Consider the following 21841-nt stretch of genomic DNA (forward strand, 5'->3'; position numbering starts at 1 on the left):
CCGCTCCCCGCCCCCTACAACGATAAATGCGCGTCGCGGATATCCGGACGCGCGTCGAGCTCGGCCATGGTGCCGCCGAAACAGATGCGGCCGCGCTCGATGATATAGGCGCGATCGGAGATCAGCCGTGCAAAATGCAGATTCTGCTCGGAGACGACGATGCTGACGCCCTCCTTCTTCATGGTCAGGATGGCATCGACCATCTGCTCCACGATCTTCGGCGACAGGCCCTCGGAGGGCTCGTCCAGCAGCACCAGCGAGGGATTGCCCATCAGCGTGCGCGCGATGGTAAGCATCTGCTGCTCGCCGCCGCTCATGCGGCCGCCCGGGCGATTTTTCATCTCGCCGAGGTTAGGAAACAGCGAAAACAGCTTGTCGCGGGTCCAGTGCGGCGCGTTCGGGCGCTTCGGCTGACGGCCGACCTCCAGATTCTCTTCCACCGTCAGATCGGTGAAGATGCGCCGCTCCTCCGGCACGTAACCAAGCCCATCCCGCACGATCTCATGTGTCGGGCGCGCCGAGACGTCCTTGCCTTCGAACATGATCCGCCCCGAGCGTTGCGCGACCAGCCCGACAATCGAGCGGAACGTCGTCGACTTACCGGCGCCATTGCGGCCGAGCAACGCCACGACTTCCCCCTCGCCGACCTCGAAGCCGATGTCGAACAGGATATGGGCCGGGCCGTAATGACTATTGAGCCCCTCGACCGTGAGCTTCATGCCGATGCTCCCTCGCGATGCCCGGCCTCGTAAAGCAAGCCCTCGCCGAGGTAGACAGCCTGCACCTGCGGATTGCCCCGGACCTCGGCGGGCGAGCCCTCGGCGATCAGCGTGCCGCGGTTGAGCACGATGATGCGGTCGGCGTGCTCGAAGACCACGTCCATGTCGTGCTCGGTGAAGAGAACGCCGATCGATTTTTCCCGGGCGATCTGCGCGGTCAGCCGCATCAAATCGACGCGCTCGCGCGGCGCCATGCCGGCGGTCGGCTCGTCCATCAGCAGCAGCTTTGGCTGGTTGGCGAGCGCGACGGCGAGCTCGAGCCGCTTGAGATCGCCATAGGCAAGCTCGCCACAGGGGCGATCCGCATAGCCGCCCATGCCGACCAGCTCCAGCAGTCGCCCGGCTTCGCCGCGGTCGAAGTTCGGCGCCGAGCCCCAAAGATTGTACAATTGCTTGCCGTGCGAGATCAGCGCGACCTGCACATTCTCGCGCACCGTCATGGTCGCGAAGGTCGCGGTGATCTGGAAGGTGCGGCCCACGCCCATCCGCCAGATTTCGCGCGGCTTCCTGCCGGTTGTGTCCTCGCCGAGCAGGCGGACGTGGCCGCTGTCAGGCTTGTTCTGGCCGTTGAGCATGTCGAAACAGGTGCTCTTGCCCGCGCCGTTCGGCCCGATCAACGCCAGGATTTCGCCTGATCGCAGCGAGAACGAGACGCCGCGCACGGCGTGGACGCCGCCATAGGATTTGGTCAGGCTTTCGACCGCGAGAAGTGGTGGGGCGACGCTCATTCGGCGGACTCGATCGGCTTGGCAAGCAAGGGTGACCCCGGTGGCGACGCCTTCCTGCGGCGCTGGGCAAGCATCTCCAGCATGCCGACGATGCCCTTGGGGAAGACGACGACGATCAGAACGATGAAGCCGCCGAGCACGAGCTTTGACAGGTCGGTTTGGCTGACCAGCCAGATGTTCAAGGCCTTGTAGACGATGGCGCCGATCACCGCGCCCGACACCGTCTCGACGCCGCCGAGCAGCACCATCACAAGCGCATCGACCGAGAGCGAGATGCCGAGATTGTCCGGGAAAACACTGCCCTTGAGGTAGGCGAACAGCGCGCCGCCAATGCCGGCGGTCGTGCCCGCGATCACGAAGGCGGTCCACTGGATCCGCTTGGCGTTGATGCCGACCGCTTCGCTGCGCAGCAGCGAGTCGCGCGTCGCCCTCAGCGCATAACCGAACGGCGAGAACACCATGGCCCGCAGCGCGATCGTCACAAGCGCCGCAACCCCGAGCGACAGCCAGTAGAAATGCGACGGGCTCGCCGCCCAACTCGCGGGCCAGACGCCCAGGATGCCGTTGTCGCCGCCGGTCACGCTCACCCACTGGAACGCGATGGACCAGACGATCTGCGCGAAGGCGAGCGTCAGCATTGCAAAATAGACGCCGGAGAGCTGCACCGCGAAGAAGCCGAACACGGCAGCGCCCATGCAGCCGAGCAGCGGCCCGAGCAACAGGCAGACGATCATCGGCAGTCCCGCCATCTTGGCGAGGAAAGCGACGCCGTAGGCGCCGAGGCCGAAATAGGCGGCATGGCCGAAGGAGGCGAGCCCGCCGACCGACATCAGGAAGTGCAGGCTGACGGCGAAGATCACGGAGATCGCGATCTCCGAGCCGACGGTCAGTGCATAATTGCCGGCGAACAGCGGCAGCGTCGCGGCGATGACGAGCGCTGCAAGCGCGGCCAGCCGCTCGTTCGACGTCAGCGGCCGCCAGGGATTGACCGTGAGACCCGGCGTCTTGCGCGCCGGCGCCTCGGGCCTGCCGAACAGGCCCCAGGGCCGCACGATCAGCACTGCCGCCATCACCAGGAAGACGAGGATGATGGAGATTTTTGGAAAGATCAGGATGCCGAAGGCGTTGAGCTCGGAGACCAGCACCGCCGCGACGAAAGCCCCGATGATGCTGCCGAGGCCTCCGATCACGACGACGACGAAGACCTCGACGATGATACGCAAATCCATCGCATGATGCACGGCATCGCGTGGGATCTGGAGCGCACCGCCCAGAGCGGCGAGGAAAACGCCGACCGCAAACACGGATGTAAACAGCCATTTCTGGTTGACGCCGAGCGCCGCGACCATGTCGCGGTCCTGCGTCGCTGCGCGCACCAGCACGCCCCAGCGCGTGCGCTGGAACAGGAGCCAGAGGATGCCAAGCACGACCGGACTGAGCACGATCAGGAACAAATCATAGCTCGGGATGTTCTGGCCGAAAAAGTCGATCGCCCCCTTGAAGCCGGGTGCACGGCGCCCGACGAGATCGTCCGGGCCCCAGATCAGGACGACGAGGTCCTCGACCATCAAGGTCAGGCCGAAGGTCGCAAGCAGCTGGAACAGCTCGGGCGCGTGATAGATGCGCCGGAGCAGCACCATCTCGACAATGACACCGATCACCGCCACGGCAAGCGCTGCGATGACGATCCCGCCCCAGAAGCCGAACGTCCCCGATAGGCGCTCGGTGAGCGTGAAGGCGATATAGGCACCGATCATGTAGAAGGCGCCGTGCGCGAAATTCACGATCCGCGTCACGCCAAAGATGATCGACAGGCCCGACGCCACCAGGAACAGCGACGCTGCGCTGGCGAGACCGGTCAGAAACTGTACGACGTAAAAGGCCATCGGCGGTCCGCGTTAAGCAACATTCTCGATACTGGGCTTCATCCTTCGAGGCGGCGCTACGCGCCTCCTCAGGATGAGGTCCGGGACCCTCATGGTGAGGAGCGCGGCCGCGCCGCGCGTCTCGAACCACGAGGCCCCGGTCTCTCCTTGCATCAATCCTTCGGACGCAGCTTCTCGACTTCGGCATCACTCGGCAGATAATCCGCGCCTTTCTTGTAGGACGAGTCCACCATCACGCCCTTGCCGTCCTTCAGCGCGGTCTTGCCGACATAGGCACCGAGCGTCGACTGGTGATCGATCTTGCGGAAGGTGATCTCGCCCAGCGGCGACGGCATCGACAGTCCTTCCGCCGCGCTGATCAGCTTCTCCGGATCGGTCGAATTGGCCTTCGCCAGGATCGCCGCCGCCGACTTGATGGTCTGATAGCCGACGATCGAGCCGAGGCGCGGATAGTCGTTGTACTTGGCCTGATAGGCCTTCAGGAACGCGTCGTGCTCGGGCGTCTTGATCGAGTACCAGGGATAGCCCGTGACGATCCAGCCCTCGGGCGTCTCCTCCTTGAGCGGGTCGAGATATTCGGGCTCGCCGGTGAGGAACGAGACGACCTCGCGTCCCTTGAACAGACCGCGGGTGTTGCCTTCACGCACGAGCTTCACGAGGTCCGCGCCGAAGGTGACGTTGAGGATCGCTTCGGGATTTGCCGCGGCAACCGCCTGCACCACCGGGCCGGCGTCGATCTTGCCCTGCGGCGGCCACTGCTCGTCGACCCACTGGATGTCGGGCCGCTTCTCCGACATCAGCTTCTTGAATACGGCGACCGCGGACTGGCCGTATTCATAGTTCGGCGCGATCGTCGCCCAGCGCTTTGCCGGCAGCTTGCTGGCTGCTTCCACCAGCATCGCCGCCTGCATGTAGTTGGAAGGACGCAGTCGGAAGGTGTACTTGTTACCCTTGGACCAGGTGATGGCGTCCGTCAGCGGCTCGGCCGCCAGGAAGAACACCTTCTTCTGGTTGGCGAAGTCGCTGACCGCAAGACCGATGTTCGACAGGAATGTGCCCGTCAGCATCGCCACGCCTTCGCTCGACACCAGCTCGTTGGCCGCGGTCTGCGCATCCGCCGGCTTGCCGCCGTCGTCCTTGGAGACGACGACCAGCTTCTTGCCGTTGATGCCGCCGGCCGCGTTGATCTCTTCGACTGCGAGCTGCCAGCCTTTGCGATAGGGCTCCGTGAACGCCGGCAGCAACGAATAACTGTTGATCTCGCCGATCTTGATGTCCTGCGCCAGGGCCGAATGAGCCATGCCGCTTGCCAACAGCGCGAACGCCGCCCCGACAAAATAGTTCTTTGCTCGCATCCCAACCTCCACTTTTCTGAAAAGATTAACGCAGTCCGTCTTCGCCCTTGATCTCCGCAACCGTCAGCCCGCCGACGCGCGGCAAAGGACGACCGCTGTCGGTGACAGCGACCGCGACCATGATCTCGTTGGCGCGCGGCGCATCGTTGATCTGCACTTCCATGCCGTCGAAATGACTGCGCACGAAGGCTGCATCCTTGTGGCCCAGCGGAATGTCCAGCGTCGTGCCGGGTCCACTGCGCTTCTTCGAGGACGGAATCAGCGCAGCACCCTTGCTCAGCACTTTGCGCACGGGCGCGCCCATTTTCGGGTGAAGGATGGCGGCGGCATGCTCCAGCTCGCCGTTCTCGCCGACGGCCGCCGCCTTGCCATAGCTCTGCGCCTTGGAACCGTCGATGCCGAGCGCCGCCACTGCACGCTTTGACAGCAGCTCGCCGAGCTCCTCGCCAATCGCGATCAAGGGCGAGAGATCCTCGACATACTTTCCGGCAAACGGATTCTCGATCACGGCGATTGCCGCCGCGCGCCGCGTCGGCGGCGAGACCTGGCGGCCCATCTCCATCTGCGTCTCTTCGACGACGGTGACGATCTTGCGGATGATCGCGCTCATGATTGTTTCCTCAAGCCGCTTCCCTGTTCAGGCATGAACCGCGTTCTCCGGCACAAGCGGGCGCGATCGTTGCCGTTCAATATCCTTGGTCCCGATGACAAGCATATCACCACAAAGCTGCAACACGGCACCCTCGATCAATCCGCGATCGAATAATTGCCGTGCACATTCCGCGCCAGATTCGAGCGCGGTGGTGATCTCGTTCTGCGACAATCCACCAACGTTGCGGGTCACGAGCCGTGCGCCAAGATCGCTGTCGGGCTGAAGCTCGCACGCAGGCTTTCGGATAATGGCGGGATGCCCCGGCAGATCGACGGCATTCGCAATGATCGTCGCGGCGGCATCGGCTTGCGACGCTGTTCCGGCCAGCACGGTCACCGCATCGGCAATCCCGAGGGAAAAGCTGCGACCGTGCCGTCCACTGGTCGCAATGCCGCGCACGGGATCATCGGCGTCCACCCTGATCGTCCGCATCACGCCGTCGCGATCGGGCCGGTCCATCAGGCCGACCGAAAAATGCTCGCCCTCGCCGAGATGCAGGGCAATGTCGCCGCCATTGTTGACATAGGCTCGATCGAGCGCCGCAGCGTTCAGCATTGCGCCGAGAATCTCCTCCGCTACGGCGCCGGCCACAGCGGCCATCGGCGTGATGAAGCCATCAGCGGCATAGGGCGCGACCGCGGCGTGCATGCGACGCGCCACAACGCCTCTCAACGAGGTCCGCTCCTCGACAGCGGTCCGCAGTTCGGGCAGTTCCGCGCAGAGCTCGTCGAGCAATCCCGTGAAGCGCCGGACGGCCGCCTCATAGGCCGCGCGCACTGCGTCGGCAGCCCCCCTCGCCTCGACGACCAAATCAATCGGTCCATCCTGCAAATGCAGTCGCCGGCCGTCAGACAGCAACGCGATTTGCGGGAGCCTTGTCATGCCCGAGGCCCTGGAATCGGGTTCTGCCAGGGCAATTGGCGGACATCGTCGCCGCGCTGAACTTCGGCGAGCGGCTTCACATAATCCATGTGCCCGCCGAGCGCCGCATAGTCCGACAGCTTCATTGTGAATTCGATCGGGGCGACCAGCGCGGGCGTCGGCACGTAACCGAATGCCCCCGCAGGCATCTGCGTCACGTCGACCATGTAGGTGATGCCGCCGCCCGGCCAGACGTAAACAGGTGCGCCGCCACTGGTGACGCGCGTGAGCGCGTCCTTCACCGAGCGCGTCAGCCGCACCGGATTGTCGGTCACGCCTGCCCGCAAGGAACCACCGGCGCCCGCCATGAACAGCACAGTACACAGCGCCGGCTCGCAATTCTCCTGAATGCGCTCGACCGAAAACTTGAGGTCATCCGGCATCTCGGTCTCGACCGGCTTCAAGGCTTCGTCGAGCACGTAATAGGACGAATGTTCGCCGGTCGTGGAGACCATCAGCATGGAAAGACCGGCCCTGGCCTCCTTGGCGTCGAACGGTCCCAGGATTGCGAGCGGATCGGAGATATTGGTGCCGCCCCAACCCGTGCCGGGATCGGCGACCTGGAAATAGCGGCCGGGCGTCGAGCGGCGCCCTTTCATCTTGATGCCGGTGTCGGCGATGTCGAGCAGCTTGCCGGCCTGGTGCTCCGAGAGCACGCCGGTGATATGGTCGTCGACCACGACGACCTCGTCGACCTTGCCGTGCCATTGCTTGGCGAACATGCCGATCGTCGCCGAGCCGCAGCCGACGCGCATGCGCTCTTCTTTCATGCCGTTGACGATCGGCGGCTGGCCGGCCTGCACCACCACGCTCGCGCCGCCGTCGATGGTGAGTTCGACCGCCTTGCAATTTGCGAGGTCCATCAGCGTGTCGCAGGTGACGCGGCCTTCCTTCTTGGAGCCGCCGGTCAGATGATGCACGCCGCCGAGCGACAGCATCTGCGAACCGTATTCGCTGGTGGTGACGTGACCGACCGCCTCGCCTTGTGCACGGACGGTCGCGGTCTCCGGCCCGAGATAGCGGTCGGTGTCGATCTTCACCTTGATGCCGCAATAGGAGAAGATGCCCTCGGTGACGACAGTCACCATGTCGACGCCGTCGACCTCCGCCGAGACGATGAACGGCGCCGGCTTGTAGTCGGGATAGGTCGTCCCCGCGCCGATCGCCGTTACAAAGGTGGAAGGCTCGTGGACGATCTTGCCGTCCCAATCTTCGGTGCGGCTGAACGGAACGAGCTTGCCGCCATGCGACACGGTGCGCTCCAGGATCACATGCGGATCGACGCGGACGAGCTTGCCCTCGTGATTGGCATAGCGGTCGCAGGCGCCCGCCGCGCCCGGCTTGATGTAGCACATCACCGGACACGCATCGCAGCGGATCTTGTCGATGGCGGCGCTCGTAGGTTCAGTCACCATGTCAAAGCCAGCCGACAGTGCAGTTATCATTTGTACACGAACGATGTTGCGCGCCCTCCCGATGACTGTCAAGCGGCGGTGCGGCGCAAAACATACGCCTGCCGCATAAAACCTCATTTGCCTATCCGCCCTGTCCACAAAGAAGGCATTCGCGCTGCACTGCGGCATGCACGGCTTGCACGTTTGTGTACAAACGGTATCGTCGCAACGTAGATTTTGAGCGGACTTGGAATTCGCAAAGCTTTGGCCGCGACGCTCAACGAGTCGATTTGGGAACGAGGATGACGCAGACACCGATCCGCATCACCGTGAACGGCAGGATCCACGAGATCACTGCGGCGCGAGACACGCCGCTGCTCTACGTGCTGCGCAACGATCTCGCGCTCAACGGTCCGAAATACGGTTGCGGCCTCGGTGAATGCGGCACCTGCACTGTCCTGATCGATGGCGCGGCGGCGCGCTCCTGCGTGATTCCGATCAGTGGCTGCGCCGGCCGCGACGTCGTGACGCTCGAGGGGCTCGGTACCCGCGACAAGCCGGATGTGGTGCAGCAAGCCTTCATCGACGAACAGGCCGCGCAATGCGGCTATTGCCTCAACGGCATGATCATGACCACCAAGGCGCTGCTTGCCATCAACCCGCGGCCCACCGAACAGGAGGCGCTGGCGGCGCTGCGCTACAATCTCTGTCGCTGCGGCACGCATATCGAAATCCTGTGCGCCGTGATGCGTGCGTCTGGCCAACTCGGCGAGGCCGGTGATTGATGGCCTCCCCTGCCCCGAACGGAGCTGAGCTGCAATCCGGCTCGCTCGTCGTCGTCCGCACGGTGGACGAGTGCACATCCGAGACCTTCGTTCGCATCACCGCGGACGGTTCGGTCACAGCCTACAATGGTCATGTCGACCTCGGCACCGGCATCCGCACGGCGCTTGGCCAGATCGTTGCTGAAGAGCTCGACGTCTCCTTTGCCCGCGTGGTCGTGGTGCTCGGCGACACCGCAACGGTGCCGAACCAGGGCGCCACGATCGCGAGCGAGACCATCCAGATCACCGCCATTCCCCTGCGCAAAGCCGCCGCGCAGGCGCGACACTTCCTGATCGCACGTGCGGCCGAGCGCCTGGAGCTGCCGGCAGCCGATCTCAGGATCGAAGACGGCCTCGTGCGCGGGCACGACAATCGCAGCGTCAGCTATGGCGAGTTGATCGGCGGAGAGACCATTCGTCTCGAGCTTGCCGACGACGTCGCCGTCAAGCCGGTCGGCGATTACGCCATTGTCGGCCAATCGATGCCCCGCATCGACCTCCCGGCCAAGGCCACAGGCGAGCTGACCTTCGTGCACGACATCCGTGTGCCCGGCATGCTGCACGGCCGCGTGGTGCGTCCGCCCTATGCCGGCGTCGACGCCGGCCCGTTCGTCGGCACCAGCCTGATTTCGGTCGACGAATCCTCGGTGCGCGGCATTCCCGGCATTATAGCCGTCGTGCGCATCGGCGATTTCGTCGGAATCGTCGCGGAGCGCGAGGAGAACGCGATCCGCGCGGCGGAGCAGCTTGCGGTGAGCTGGCGACCGACGCCTGAACTGACCGATCTCGCCGACGTCGAGAACGCGCTGCGTGCCAATCCATCGACGCCGCGCACGCTGATCGACAAGGGCGACGTCGATGCGGCCATTGCCGGCGCGGCCAAGCCGATGCAGCGCACTTACGTCTGGCCATATCAGATGCATGCCTCGATCGGCCCGTCCTGCGCGGTCGCCGACTTCCAGGACGGCAACATCCGCGTCTGGTCGGGCACGCAAAATCCGCACCTGCTGCGCGCAGACCTGTCGCTGCTGATCGAGCGTCCCGAGAGCGAGATCGAGGTCATCAGGTTGGAGGCCGCCGGCTGCTACGGCCGCAACTGCGCCGACGATGTCACGGCGGACGCGCTGTTGCTCTCGCGCGCGGTCGGCCGGCCCGTGCGCGTACAGCTGACGCGCGAGCAGGAGCACGCCTGGGAGCCCAAGGGCGCCGCGCAGCTCATCGACGTCAATGGCGGCCTGAACGCGGAGGGCGGCGTCGCTGCTTACGATCTTGCCACGCGGTATCCGTCGAATGCCGCGCCGACGTTGGCACTGTTGCTGACGGGGCGGATATCGCCGAAGGCCGACGTCCTCCAGATGGGCGACCGCACCGCGATCCCGCCTTACGATTACGACCACATGCGCGTCGTCGCCCACGACATGGCGCCGATCGTGCGCGCGTCCTGGTTTCGCGGCGTCTCGGCCCTGCCGAACACCTTTGCGCATGAATCCTATATCGACGAAGCCGCGACCGAGGCCGGCGTCGACCCGATCGAATATCGCCTGCGTTACCTTAGGGATCAGCGCGCCGTCGATCTCGTCCATGCGGTCGCCGAGCGTGCGGGCTGGACGCCGCGGCCGGTGCGACAAGAGAAGGACGGCGAGATCGTGCATGGGCGCGGCTTTGCCTATGCGCTCTACGTCCACAGCAAATTTCCCGGTTATGGCGCGGCGTGGTCGGCCTGGGTCACCGACGTTGCCGTGAACAAGTCGACCGGCGACGTCAGCGTGACGCGCGTGGTCGCCGGGCAGGACTCCGGATTGATGATCAACCCGGACGGCGTGCGCCACCAGATCCATGGCAACGTCATCCAGTCCACCAGCCGCGCGCTGATGGAGGAGGTCTCGTTCGAGCGCGGGGCAGTCGCGGCGCGGGAATGGGGCGCCTATCCGATCATGCCGTTCCCTGACGTGCCCAAGATGGACGTGTTGTTGCTGCCGCGGCCAGACCAGCCGCCGCTCGGCGTCGGCGAGTCCGCCTCGGTCCCAAGCGCGGCTGCGATTGCCAACGCCATCTTCGACGCCACCGGCGTGCGATTTCGCGAGCCGCCGTTCACGCCCGAGCGCATCCTGAAGGGCTTGCACGGCAGCGCCCCAGCCACGCCGCAGGCGTTGCCGGTTCCAGCTACGCCACAGCCATCCCGTATCTGGGAAAATCCGTTCGCCAAACGCGCCGGCATTTTCGCGACGATCGCGGCCGTCTGCACCGCGGCGATTGGCATCGGTGCGGCCCTTTTGCCTGGCCGCGCCATCGCGCCGATCGCGCGGCCTGACCCATCGGTCTATTCCGCAGCGACGATCGCGCGCGGGCAACAACTGGCCGCACTCGGCAATTGCGCGGAGTGCCACACCACGATCGGCGGCGCGCTCAACGCCGGCGGCCGCGCCCTGGAGACGCCGTTCGGCACGATCTACGCGACCAACATCACGCCAGATGTCGAGACCGGCATCGGAGCCTGGTCCTATCCCGCATTCGAGCGCGCGATGCGCGACGGGCTGCATCGCGACGGACGGCAACTCTATCCCGCCTTCCCCTATACGCATTTTGCAAAGACTGGAGATGCCGACATGCAGGCGCTTTACGCCTACCTGATGGCACAGCCGGCGGTGCGCGCGACGCAGCCTGCGAATACGCTCGCCTTCCCGTTCAATCTCCGCCCGCTACTTGCCGGATGGAATGCGCTGTTCCACCAGACGCGCGAGTTCAAGCCCGATCCCGCCAAATCCGACGTCTGGAATCGCGGCGCTTATCTGGTCGAAGGTCTCGGCCATTGCAGTGCCTGCCATTCGCCGCGCAACGCGCTCGGCGCCGAGCAGCGTGGCGCCTATCTCGCCGGCGGCTTTGCCGAGGGCTGGGAGGCGCCGCCGCTGACCTCAATCTCGCACGCGCCGATCCCATGGAGCGAGGACGAGCTGTTCGCCTATTTGCGCACCGGCCACTCGCGATACCATGGCGTCGCCGCCGGGCCGATGGCGCCGATCGTCAGGGATCTCACCGCCGTGCCCGACCAGGACATTCGCGCGATGGCGGTCTATCTCAACTCGTTCAACGACACCGTGACCGATACGCAGGGCCTAGATGCACTTGCTGCAAAACTTGAGAGCTCAACGCAGGTTACGGTGGCGTCCTCCACCGGCACGCGGCTCTATCAGGGCGCCTGCGCCGCCTGCCACGAGATCGGCGGCCTGCCGCTGTTCGGCAGCCGGCCTTCGCTGGCACTCAACAGCAATCTGCACAGCGCCGCATCGGACAATCTCGTGCAAATCATCCTGCACGGCATCGCCGAGCCGGTGTCGAGCGATCTCGGCTACATGCCGGCATTCAAGAACAGCATGAGCGATGCGCAGGTCGAGGAACTCGTCACCTTCCTGCGCAAGCAGTTCGCACCGGACAGGCCGGCGTGGACTGGCGTGCGCGAGACGATCGCGCGTGTGAGAGCCGCCGCCAACTGAGCGCTACTTCTTGTGCTCTACCGGCGGCGTGCCGTGCGTATGGAACGACTCGATCGTCTTCAGGCCCCACGCCTGCCCCTTCTTGCGTTCTTCTTCCGTCCACACGATCGGCTTCCAGTCCGGCGCGAGGATGAGGCGCGCGCCGGCATTGGCGACTTCGACGCGGTTGCCGCCGGGCTCGTAGACGTAGAGGAAGAAGGTCTGCTGGATCGCGTGCTTGTGCGGGCCGGTCTCGATGTGGATGCCGTTCTCCAGGAAGATGTCGGCGGCGCGCAAGATCTCTTCGCGGCTGTCGAGCGCGTAGGTGACGTGGTGGAAGCGGCCGGGCGTGCCGGAATGGTCGAGCGAATAGGCAAAGTCGTAGCTCTTGTTCGACATGGTCAGCCACATCGCTGCTTCGCGGCCGTCGTTCAGCACGATCTGCTCGGTGAGGCGGCAGCCGAGATAGTTCTCGAAGAACTCGCGGTTGGCCTTGATGTCGACGGCGAGGCAATTGAGGTGGTCGAGGCGGCGGACATTGACGCCGCGCGCGGGAAAGCGCTGCGCCTGGTTCTTCAGCGCCGGCTTCAACTCCGGCGGCGCCTGATACCATTCGGTCTCGTAATAGAGCTCGACGATGTGTCCATCGGGATCGCGGCAGCGGAAGGTCGGCCCCTGCCCCATGTCGCCGTCGATCCAGCCGATGTCGAAGCCGGACCCCTTCAGCGCCGCGACGCGGCGCTCCAGCGCCTGCTGGCTGCGCGCGCGCAACGCCATGTGCTCCATGCCCGATGTCTTCGACGCCGTCAGTTTGAGAGAATAGCGCTCGTAATCGTCCCAGCCGCGCAAATAGACCGACTCGCCCTTTTGTCCGCTGACGGTCATGCCCATGACGTCGACGAAGAATTTCAGGCTCTCGTCCGGCTTCGGCGTCAGCAGTTCCATGTGGCCGAGATGAGCGAGATCGAGGATCGGTTCGGGTTGCATGGTGTCCTCCAAGAGGTGGCTTGCGATCCGCTGGACCGGATCCCGCGATCCGGCGCAGGCTGTAATCCGCTCACGCGCCGGTGGGCGGCGCCGAAGTCGCCGGTTCATTTGTACTAATGTACAAATGATTAGGTCTCGTCAACAAATCAACCATTGGCGCTGAGAGCGAATGACGGGCGATCCGGGATGAGAACCCGTCCCGAACCGCGGACCGACTGCCCGAATGGTAAAATCTTCCTTAAACACTCCCCCGCCCGCCGGGCGGGAAAAAGCAGCATTCCCGCCGTTTCTGCCCGCAAGTATGTATTGGGAACAAACCTCGCACCCGAATTGTCGCGGATTTAACGAAGCGCCGGCGCCTGCCGTTTAACCGTTTGTCCAGCGACGGCCGTGCATAGTCCGGGCAACCCGTTGCTCTTGCCAGGTTCATTCATTGTGACATCCTTTGGACGCGTGATTTCGGTTCGCGGGTCGCTCGCCCGGGTCGGGCTGCTGGCTGAAAGCCGGATGCCGGTCTCGGAAGTGCGGGCCACCGTCGGCCGCTTCGTCAGTATCCGCTGCGCCAGCTCGGTCATCGTCGCCATGATCACCGAGGTGTCCTGCGAGAACCTCTCGAGCAACGACAATTTGATCGCCATCGCCTCGGTCGACCTGCTCGGCGAAATTCTCAACGCCGCCGGCAAGGCCAAATTCCAGCGCGGCGTCACCAACTATCCGACCATCGGCGATTCCGTCGACCTGATCACGAGCCAGGAGCTGCGCACGATCTACGCGCCCACCGGCTCCGACCAGATCAATGTCGGCTTCCTTCAGCAGGACAGCTCCGTCGTCGCCTATGTCGACATCGAGGAAATGCTCTCCAAACACTTTGCGGTGCTGGGATCGACCGGTGTCGGCAAATCGACCGGTGTGTCGCTGCTGCTCAACGAGATCCTCAAGGCACGCCCGAATTTGCGCATCTTCCTGCTCGATGTGCACAACGAATATGGCCGCTGCTTCGGCGACCGCGCGCTGGTGCTCAACCCGCGCAATTTGAAACTGCCATTCTGGCTGTTCAATTTCGAGGAAATCGTCGACGTGCTGTTCGGCGGCCGCGCCGGCGTGCCCGAGGAGCTCGACGTCCTCGCCGAGGTCATTCCCCTCGCCAAGGGCGTCTACACCCAGTACCAGAACGCCGACCGCATTGGCCTGAAGCGCATCGATCCCAAGCAGATCGGCTACACCGTCGATACGCCGGTGCCCTATCGCCTGGTCGATCTGATGTCGCTGATCGACGAGCGCATGGGCAAGCTCGAGAACCGCTCCTCGCGCATCATCTATCACAAGCTGATCTCCCGCATCGAGGCGGTCCGCAACGACCCGCGCTACGCCTTCATGTTCGACAACGCCAATGTCGGCGGTGACACCATGGCCGAGGTGATCAGCCATCTGTTCCGCCTGCCGGCCAACGGCAAGCCGATGACGGTGATGCAGCTCGCCGGCTTCCCGGCCGAGGTCATCGATTCCGTCGTCTCGGTGCTCTGCCGCATGGCCTTCGACTTCGGCCTGTGGAGCGACGGCGTTTCGCCGATGCTGTTCGTCTGCGAAGAGGCTCACCGCTACGCCTCGGCCGATCGCAATGTCGGCTTCGGGCCGACCCGCAAGGCGGTGTCGCGCATCGCCAAGGAAGGCCGCAAATACGGCGTCTATCTCGGCCTCATCACCCAGCGTCCGGCCGAGCTCGACGCCACCATCATCTCCCAGTGCAACACGCTGTTCACGATGCGTCTTGCCAACGAGCGCGACCAGGCGCTGCTGCGCGCCGCGGTGTCGGATGCGGCCGCGAACCTGCTCTCGTTCGTGCCCTCGCTCGGCACCCGTGAAGTGCTGGCGTTCGGCGAAGGTGTCGCGCTGCCGACGCGGCTGCGCTTCAAGGAGGTGCCGCCGCATCAATTGCCGCGCGGCGAAGCCACCATCAGCAGCGTGCCGTCCGTCACCTCCGGTCACGACATGCATTTCGTCGGCGCCGTGCTCGAGCGCTGGCGCGGTGCCACCTCGCAGCGCGACGTGCCGAACGATCCGGTGTTCTCGGCGCCGCCCGCGAAGACGCTCTCCAACGTCGAAGCCCCGATGCTGCAACCGTCGATGGGGTTGGATCCGGACCGCTTCTCGCTGCTGAAGAAGCCGCTGCGGTAAAGAAACGCTCGTTTTCCAGCTCCGGCATTGCGAGCCTGGCGTCACGTTGAGCATGGCGCCGGCATCGACTATGGTTACCGGCCCCAAGCCGGAATCCATGCCCATGACCAAGCCCGCGCAACGCTTCGCCGCTCCCGCCCTCGATGCGCTCCCTGACGACATCCGCACACGTCTCCTCGCCGTGCAGGAGAAGAGCGGCTTCGTGCCGAACGTGTTCTTAACGCTGGCCTACCGCCCGGACGAGTTCCGCGCCTTCTTCGCCTACCACGACGCGCTGATGGAGAAGGACGGCGGCCTCACCAAGGCCGAGCGCGAGATGATCGTGGTCGCGACCTCGGCAGCCAATCAGTGCCAGTATTGCGTGATTGCGCATGGCGCGATCCTGCGCATCCGCGCCAAGAACCCGCTGATCGCCGACCAGATCGCCACGAACTACCGCAAGGCCGACATCACGCCGCGGCAAAAGGCGATGCTCGACTTCGCGATGAAGGTCTCGGCCGATGCGCAGCGGATTTCCGAGGACGATTTCACCGCGCTCGCGCCGCATGGGTTCAGCGACGACGACATCTGGGACATCGCCGCAATCTCCGCATTCTTCGCACTGTCGAACCGGCTGGCGAATTTCACCGGCATGCGGCCGAACGACGAATTCTATCTGATGGGACGGCTGCCGAAGCAATGAGCGCCCGCCGCGAGCGCGGAAGGAACGCATCACCGACAAATGCAGCGGATGAGTTCCCGCTTTACGGGAACTCTATGTTTTCGCAATCGCACACGTTTAATTAAGAATCTCACCCCCAACTAGCACAATCGCTTTGGCACAACTTGCGCAGTTTCCGTCACCGGAGACGCCGATGAGTCGTGCCTGTTGAGGGGCTTCTCATGAACGTGCGGGCATTTGTGATCGCGACCTGTATCGGCACGGCATTCTTCGCGGCCGGATACGCATGGAACTATCAACCGGAGATCATCAACGCGAACGAGATATGGAGCATGTTTGAATCGGAGCATGGCAAGGCGCGGGCTGCCGTCTTACGCGTCCTCATTGCGCCGAATTCAGCTCACTTCAACGGCCTGCGAACGATCGATGCAGACAAGGCAAAATACGTATGCGGCTCCGTAAAGGCGATGGACAAGGAGAGGCAGTACGTCGAGGCCGCGTTCGTTTATACCGTCGCGATCGATTTTGCCCGTATCGACGACGACGGCCGGATGACGTCGCAGCGCTCTGCTTACAAGCCCTGCCCGGGCGCGGCCGACGACAAAATTGCCGACCAGAACACGCTGATATCGCCAGGCGCGCTGTCGATGATCAAGACCGTCGAAAAAATCATCCCCAAGTCCAGCGGCGGAACGATGGAACAACAGCTTGGCCAGCTCGCCGGACAGACAGCGGCGGTCGCGCCAGGTTCGGCGGTCCCGCGGAGATCGGCCGGCTTGTCGGGTTCGGCAGCCTCAGCAGGGGCAGGATGGGCGCCAGCAGCACAGCATTCAAATTCGGGCGTGGAGGCGCGACAATCAGATGAACTGACGTGGCGCGTCGACCAGCCGCCGGCTGCATGGCCGAATTTCCCCTCGGACGATCCGCTGGCGAAATCGGCGCAGAAGCGGACGAGCGCCGAGGCCCTGGCTTTCGCGAAAGGCATCGAGGCTCGCTGGGAGGACGCCAAATCATCCGGGGTCCCGGCCAAGCGTCCCTCGCCTGAGGAGATCAAGGAAGCATGTCGCGCGCTACTTACGATCGATCCCACGGACAAGGATTATCCGCGGGCCTGGGCCGCCTTTGTGCGGCTGCGCAAAATCGATCGCGACGCTGCTGGTTGAACTGGCGGGGATCTGTCCTAACGGTTCGCCATCAACTCGAGCGCGGGGGCAAAGCGCTCGGAAAACGTCAACGTCTTGGCATGGTGAACTGCGGCAAACGATGCCGATATCCCGGCTGAAGCGACCACGAGCAGGGCAACGGTGAAAACCAGACGGCGCATTTCGGCCTCCTGTGTGAGCTCGACAATCCCACAGATGGCACGGCTTTGTTTCAGCACTGCTTCGCGCGGACGGAAGATGGTTTCGCTCAAGAGGCTGTGATCAGATCCGGTTTGCGGAGCCACATGCCGTACTGACGTGAGCGTGGCGCCTAATCATCGTCAGCCGGACCGCACCAGCCGGGCAGATAGATCGCGTCCTTGCTCTTGGCTGAGGACATCGCCTTCTCGAGCGCCTTGTCGAAATTGGCATCCACAGCCTTGCGCGACAGCTTTCGGCGCAGATAATCGGCCCACAGGAATTCGGAGAACGGCGTGGTGTCCTTGGCGAAGCCGCCCATGCGGCGCAGCTCGCCGGCAAGGCTCCGGAAGGGATCGTCCTTGAGATCGACGACGGATTTGGGCAAATCGCGGAACGGTCGCCGTTCGCCCTTGGCGTCGTAGGGGTAAACCCAGCGCTTGTTGTCCATCACACCCCAGAACGCTTCGCGCTCGACCATCCTGAGGTCGCCGACGATGGTGACCAGCACCTCCTTGATGCCCTCGTCGTGCAGCGCGCGACCGAGATGATGATGGTCGATCACGTAATAGCGCTCGTCGGGGCCATGCACGACGGGGATCATATGCTTGCCGAGCAGATCGGCCTGCTTCTTCTTGTCGTGCTCGCGCCAGCGCTTGCGCTTCTCCTTGACCTCGCGCATTCCGACCGTCATCTGCGTCGGCCGCAGCGACAGGATCGACACCGGATGCACTCTCGGTTCGCGCGGATTGGTCATGGTCGAAGCGCCCTTCACATGGTTGCAGCTGCGTGGTCAGGTTCCCTGGACTATGCCATGGGCATCGGGCCGGCAATGCATTCGGCTGGGCGGAGATATTGCATCGCACCCTCTGCAGGCCCGGAACGACCACGGTTCCACGGTCCTTCGTTCGCAACCCTGCAAGATAGTGCGAACGCGCAATGCACGTGCGCGTTGAGAAGATTTTCTGCAACGCGTTCACCACGTATGCTATCTAAAAATCGCTGCTTCGGAGTGATCCCTGCACCATGACAACCCAGCGGCCCATAAGCTCGGATGACGAGCACCGGGTGCTCCAGTTCAGGCCGCGCACCTCGCCTTCCCCGACGGGCTACCGTGGCAACGCTAGCGTGCAGCAATTGCGCGTCGCGCCCGAACCGCTCGACCTGTCACGCTACGAGCAGCCCCGCACTGAACCGGACGATTTCCGCCATCGCATGCTCGCGAATATCGCGGCGTTGGCCTTCACCATCGCACTGACCGCGATCGGGATCTGGCTCGCGGTGAGCATCGCCGACCTGCGCCGGACCCAGGATTGCGTGCTGATGGGCCGCCGCGACTGCGTCAAGATCACGACGCCGCACATCTAGGCGACGGTCCTTCGGCGGAAACGGCTCAACCGGGCATCCCCAGCCCTGTCCCCACACCCGCCGGCTCCATTGAACTCAGGGCGGCGCTCCGATATACGGGCTTTCGACCCGGCCAGAGGGGGGTTGAGGGCGTCATCGGGGCGCGATGCCCACCCACCGTTCCACTCTGGAAAATCTGACAAACAACTGCAATATATCAAAGGCTTAGTGATGTCCTCCACATTCGATCAGGTCGCTACGATCATCGCTGAAACCTGCGACATCCCGCGCGACACGATCACGCCGGATAGCCATGCCATCGATGACCTCGGCATCGACAGCCTCGATTTCCTGGACATCGCGTTCGCGATCGACAAGCAGTTCGGTATCAAGCTGCCGCTGGAAAAGTGGACCCAGGAGGTCAACGACGGCAAAGCGACCACCGAGCAGTATTTCGTGCTGAAAAACCTGTGCGCGCGCATCGACGAACTGGTTGCGGCCAAGGGCGCGAGCGCCTAAGCGCGCGGTCATGCAACTCGAATACTTCCACATGATAGATCGCGTCGTCGACCTCAACGTCGACGCGAAGACGATTGTCGTCGAGGCTCAGGTCCCGATGGAGAGCACCATCTTCGAGGGGCACTTCCCGGGCTATCCCCTGATGCCCGGCGTGCTCCTGATCGAATCGATGGCGCAGGCCTCTGGCTGGCTTCAGCTTGGCGTGCTCAAATTCGAGCGCATGCCGATCCTGGCTGCCGTCAAGGAGGCCAAGGTCCGCGGCTCGGTCTTCCCCGGCGATCTCATGAGCATCGAGGCGAGCCTGGCCCATCAGGGCTCGGGCTACGCCGTGACCGAAGCCAAGATCAAGGTCGGCGGCAAGCTGCGCGCGAATTCGACGCTGACCTTCACGCAGATTCCCTTTCCCCATGCGGATATGCGCGCCCACATGGACGAGGTCGCCAAGCGCGTCGGCTTTCCGCAACAGGCCGTATCGCCATGACCGAGACTGCTTCGAAGCCCGCCCAGACGGAAGTCTGGATCACCGGCATTGGCCTGGCCACCTCGCTCGGCGAGGGCCTGGACGCCAACTGGGCCGCGCTTCAGGAGAAGCGCATCAATGTCGACGAGAAGGGCTTTGCGCCCTACATCGTGCACCCCCTGATGCCTGTTACCTTCGACAGCCAGATCCCGAAGAAGGGCGACCAGCGCCAGATGGAAGCCTGGCAGCGCATCGGCACCTATGCGGCCGGGCTTGCGCTCGACTCCGCCGGGATCAAGGGCAACAAGGACATCCTGTCGAAGATCGACATGGTGGTCGCCGCCGGCGGCGGCGAGCGCGATCTCAACGTCGACACCGGCGTGCTCACGGCCGAGGCCAAGGGTGCCAACGCGCCCGGCTTCCTCAACGAGCGGCTGATGAGCGATCTCAGGCCGACGCTGTTCCTGGCCCAGCTCTCCAACCTGCTCGCCGGCAACATCGCCATCGTGCATGGCATTGGCGGCACCTCGCGCACCTTCATGGGTGAAGAGGTTGCCGGCGCCGATGCCGCCCGCATTGCATTGTCGCGCATCGCCTCCGGCGAGAGCGACATCGCGCTGATCGGCGGCTCGCACAATGGCGAGCGCAAGGACCTGATGGTCCTCTACGAATTCGGCGATTTCAATCTCAAGGACAAGTTCGCACCCGTGTGGGCGCGCGAGGACAACGCCGGCTTCGCGCTCGGCTCGGCTGGCGCGTTTCTGGTGCTGGAGTCCAAGGCGCATGCGGAAGCGCGCGGTGCCAAGCCGTTCGCGAAGCTGTCGAGCGTCGTTGCCGACCTCGCCCGGCGCAAGACCCCCGGCGACATGGCCGCGACGCTGGAGAAGCTTTGGGCAAAGTTGCCGAAGCGCGACGGCAAGGGCGCGATCATATCTGGTGCGACCGGCGCTGAGCCGGCAACATCAGAAGAGCGCGGCTTCCTGAAGGGCCACGCCGAGTTCCCGGTGCGCTCGACCGGCACGATGTTCGGCCACACCATGGAGACGCAATTCCCGCTCGGTATCGCGCTCGCCGCGCTGTCGATCTCTCGCGGCGCGCTGTTTCCGCCGAACGATTCCACGGGCACCGAGATTGAAATGCAAGGAGCGCCCACCCAGATTGTGGTGGTGGGGGCCGGACACTGGCGCGGCGAAGGCATGGCGCTGGTCGAGGCAGTAAGCTAGAGCGCGTTGCGCTTTGGCAGGTTATTGTTTGGGCATGATCTTCTCGGAAAATCGCGTCACGCTTTTTCGTATCATGCTCCAGCTCAAGCGGGGATCGACATGACTGCACCACGCGACAAACTCGGGCGTCCCGTCGTCGTCGTCACCGGCATGGGCATCATGACCTCGCTCGGCAACGGCAAGACCGACAATTGGGCGAAGCTCGTCGCCGGCGAATCCGGCATCCGCACCATCACGCGCTTTCCAGTCGACGGCCTGAAAACCACGATGGCCGGCACGGTGGATTTCGTCAGCGTCGATCCTTTCTCCTCCACCGGCCTGTCCGAGCGGATGGCCGAACTGGTGACGCAGGAAGCGCTGGACCAGGCCGGCATCGGCGCCAAAGCGGATTTCCCGGGTCCTCTCTTCCTTGCGGTCGCACCTGTCGAAGTCGAATGGCCGCAGCGCCGCGAGCTCGGCCGCGCCGTCGGTAAGCTCGACTTCAATTACGACGATCTGCTACGCATCTCTGGTGGCGGCAAGTACAGCGCCTATCACCACCGCTTCATGTTCGGTTCGGTCGCGGCCTACCTCGCCGAGACCTTCGGCACCAAGGGCTCGCCGATCTCGCTGTCGACGGCCTGCGCTTCGGGCGCGACCTCGATCCAGCTCGGCGTCGAGGCGATCCGCCGCGGCGAGACCGATGCCGCGCTGTGCGTGGCGACCGACGGCACCGTGAATCCGGAGGCGCTGGTGCGCTTCTCGCTGCTCTCGGCGCTGTCGACCCAGAACGATCCGCCGCAGGCGGCCTCCCGTCCCTTCTCCAAGAATCGCGACGGCTTTGTCATGGCCGAAGGCGCCGGTGCGCTGGTGCTGGAAAGCTATGAAGCCGCCACCGCGCGCGGCGCAAAAATTCTCGGCGTGATCGCCGGCTGCGGCGAGCTCACCGATTCGTTCCATCGCACCCGCTCCTCGCCCGACGGCAAGCCGATCATCGGCTGCATGAACAAGACGCTGGCCGATGCCGGCATGACGCCGGACCAGATCGACCACATCAACGCGCACGGCACCGCGACGCCCGAGAACGACAAGATGGAGTACAATACGACATCGGCCGTGTTCGGCGACCTCGTCTCGAAGA

The 21841-nt window shown here is 64.2% G+C and carries 20 protein-coding genes; 10 read left to right on the forward strand and 10 right to left on the reverse strand.

The features are described from left to right. Positions 1-14 precede the first annotated feature (14 nt). The 7 genes from AC0L3U_RS22095 to AC0L3U_RS22125 all read right to left on the reverse strand — a co-directional run bounded on the left by AC0L3U_RS22095 (position 15) and on the right by AC0L3U_RS22125 (position 7736). Complete coding sequence (locus AC0L3U_RS22095) at positions 15-719, reverse strand: ABC transporter ATP-binding protein (protein WP_027517314.1); 705 nt, start codon at positions 717-719, stop codon at positions 15-17. Then, a complete protein-coding gene (locus AC0L3U_RS22100) occupies positions 716-1507 on the reverse strand; it encodes an ABC transporter ATP-binding protein (protein WP_473363189.1) in 792 nt (263 codons plus the stop codon). The genes AC0L3U_RS22095 and AC0L3U_RS22100 overlap by 4 nt, the downstream gene beginning before the upstream one ends. Next, positions 1504-3393: an ABC transporter permease gene (locus AC0L3U_RS22105; RefSeq protein WP_247360681.1), complete on the reverse strand. Its 1890-nt coding sequence runs from the start codon at positions 3391-3393 to the stop codon at positions 1504-1506. Before AC0L3U_RS22105 ends, AC0L3U_RS22100 begins: the two co-directional genes overlap by 4 nt. A 152-nt stretch (positions 3394-3545) precedes the next feature. Continuing rightward, complete coding sequence (locus AC0L3U_RS22110) at positions 3546-4748, reverse strand: ABC transporter substrate-binding protein (protein WP_473363190.1); 1203 nt, start codon at positions 4746-4748, stop codon at positions 3546-3548. 25 nt (positions 4749-4773) lie between these two features. Continuing rightward, a complete protein-coding gene (locus AC0L3U_RS22115; RefSeq protein WP_456764838.1) occupies positions 4774-5358 on the reverse strand; it encodes an amino acid synthesis family protein in 585 nt (194 codons plus the stop codon). A 27-nt stretch (positions 5359-5385) separates the two neighbouring features. Further along, positions 5386-6282 (reverse strand): UPF0280 family protein, encoded by an 897-nt coding sequence (locus AC0L3U_RS22120; protein WP_473363191.1) that lies wholly within the window; start codon positions 6280-6282, stop codon positions 5386-5388. Further along, positions 6279-7736, reverse strand: a complete 1458-nt coding sequence (locus AC0L3U_RS22125) for a 6-hydroxynicotinate reductase (protein WP_179950116.1) — start codon at positions 7734-7736, stop codon at positions 6279-6281. Before AC0L3U_RS22125 ends, AC0L3U_RS22120 begins: the two co-directional genes overlap by 4 nt. Before the next feature lie 281 nt (positions 7737-8017). Between AC0L3U_RS22125 and AC0L3U_RS22130 the strand changes: the two genes are divergently transcribed. Both AC0L3U_RS22130 and AC0L3U_RS22135 read left to right on the forward strand, forming a co-directional pair. Next, positions 8018-8500 carry a (2Fe-2S)-binding protein gene (locus tag AC0L3U_RS22130; protein ID WP_473363192.1) on the forward strand — a complete coding sequence of 161 codons (483 nt, stop codon included), beginning with the start codon at positions 8018-8020 and terminating at the stop codon, positions 8498-8500. Beyond that, positions 8500-12030: a molybdopterin cofactor-binding domain-containing protein gene (locus tag AC0L3U_RS22135; protein WP_473363193.1), complete on the forward strand. Its 3531-nt coding sequence runs from the start codon at positions 8500-8502 to the stop codon at positions 12028-12030. Before AC0L3U_RS22130 ends, AC0L3U_RS22135 begins: the two co-directional genes overlap by 1 nt. A gap of 3 nt (positions 12031-12033) precedes the next feature. Here AC0L3U_RS22135 and AC0L3U_RS22140 read toward each other — a convergent pair whose 3' ends face one another. Then, complete coding sequence (locus AC0L3U_RS22140) at positions 12034-12996, reverse strand: catechol 2,3-dioxygenase (RefSeq protein WP_275167413.1); 963 nt, start codon at positions 12994-12996, stop codon at positions 12034-12036. A gap of 435 nt (positions 12997-13431) precedes the next feature. On the opposite strand from AC0L3U_RS22140, the gene AC0L3U_RS22145 reads away from it, so the two are divergent. The 3 genes from AC0L3U_RS22145 to AC0L3U_RS22155 all read left to right on the forward strand — a co-directional run bounded on the left by AC0L3U_RS22145 (position 13432) and on the right by AC0L3U_RS22155 (position 16995). After that, entirely contained in the window at positions 13432-15171 is a 1740-nt protein-coding gene (locus AC0L3U_RS22145; protein ID WP_279662812.1) for an ATP-binding protein, read from the forward strand. 103 nt (positions 15172-15274) lie between these two features. After that, positions 15275-15853 carry a peroxidase-related enzyme gene (locus tag AC0L3U_RS22150; RefSeq protein ID WP_473363194.1) on the forward strand — a complete coding sequence of 193 codons (579 nt, stop codon included), beginning with the start codon at positions 15275-15277 and terminating at the stop codon, positions 15851-15853. Positions 15854-16053: 200 nt separating this feature from the next. Next, complete coding sequence (locus AC0L3U_RS22155) at positions 16054-16995, forward strand: hypothetical protein (protein WP_473363195.1); 942 nt, start codon at positions 16054-16056, stop codon at positions 16993-16995. A 17-nt stretch (positions 16996-17012) separates the two neighbouring features. Here AC0L3U_RS22155 and AC0L3U_RS22160 read toward each other — a convergent pair whose 3' ends face one another. Continuing rightward, a complete protein-coding gene (locus AC0L3U_RS22160) occupies positions 17013-17246 on the reverse strand; it encodes a hypothetical protein (protein ID WP_473363196.1) in 234 nt (77 codons plus the stop codon). Between the two features lie 59 nt (positions 17247-17305). Next, positions 17306-17929 carry a ParB-like protein gene (locus AC0L3U_RS22165; protein WP_473363197.1) on the reverse strand — a complete coding sequence of 208 codons (624 nt, stop codon included), beginning with the start codon at positions 17927-17929 and terminating at the stop codon, positions 17306-17308. A 269-nt stretch (positions 17930-18198) separates the two neighbouring features. On the opposite strand from AC0L3U_RS22165, the gene AC0L3U_RS22170 reads away from it, so the two are divergent. From AC0L3U_RS22170 to AC0L3U_RS22190, 5 genes are all read left to right on the forward strand, one after another. Continuing rightward, a complete protein-coding gene (locus AC0L3U_RS22170; protein ID WP_247360403.1) occupies positions 18199-18540 on the forward strand; it encodes a hypothetical protein in 342 nt (113 codons plus the stop codon). Between the two features lie 210 nt (positions 18541-18750). Next, positions 18751-19038, forward strand: coding sequence for an acyl carrier protein (locus tag AC0L3U_RS22175; protein ID WP_007592476.1), 288 nt, complete (start codon positions 18751-18753; stop codon positions 19036-19038). A gap of 10 nt (positions 19039-19048) precedes the next feature. After that, positions 19049-19519 carry a 3-hydroxyacyl-ACP dehydratase FabZ family protein gene (locus AC0L3U_RS22180; RefSeq protein WP_473363198.1) on the forward strand — a complete coding sequence of 157 codons (471 nt, stop codon included), beginning with the start codon at positions 19049-19051 and terminating at the stop codon, positions 19517-19519. Further along, on the forward strand, positions 19516-20721 hold the full coding sequence (locus AC0L3U_RS22185) for a beta-ketoacyl-ACP synthase (protein WP_473287323.1): 1206 nt from the start codon (positions 19516-19518) through the stop codon (positions 20719-20721). Before AC0L3U_RS22180 ends, AC0L3U_RS22185 begins: the two co-directional genes overlap by 4 nt. 99 nt (positions 20722-20820) lie before the next feature. Next, positions 20821-21841: beta-ketoacyl synthase N-terminal-like domain-containing protein (locus AC0L3U_RS22190; RefSeq protein ID WP_473363199.1), on the forward strand; the 1021-nt coding region annotated here is incomplete at its 3' end.

The organism is Bradyrhizobium sp. Kon69, from assembly GCF_055807515.1.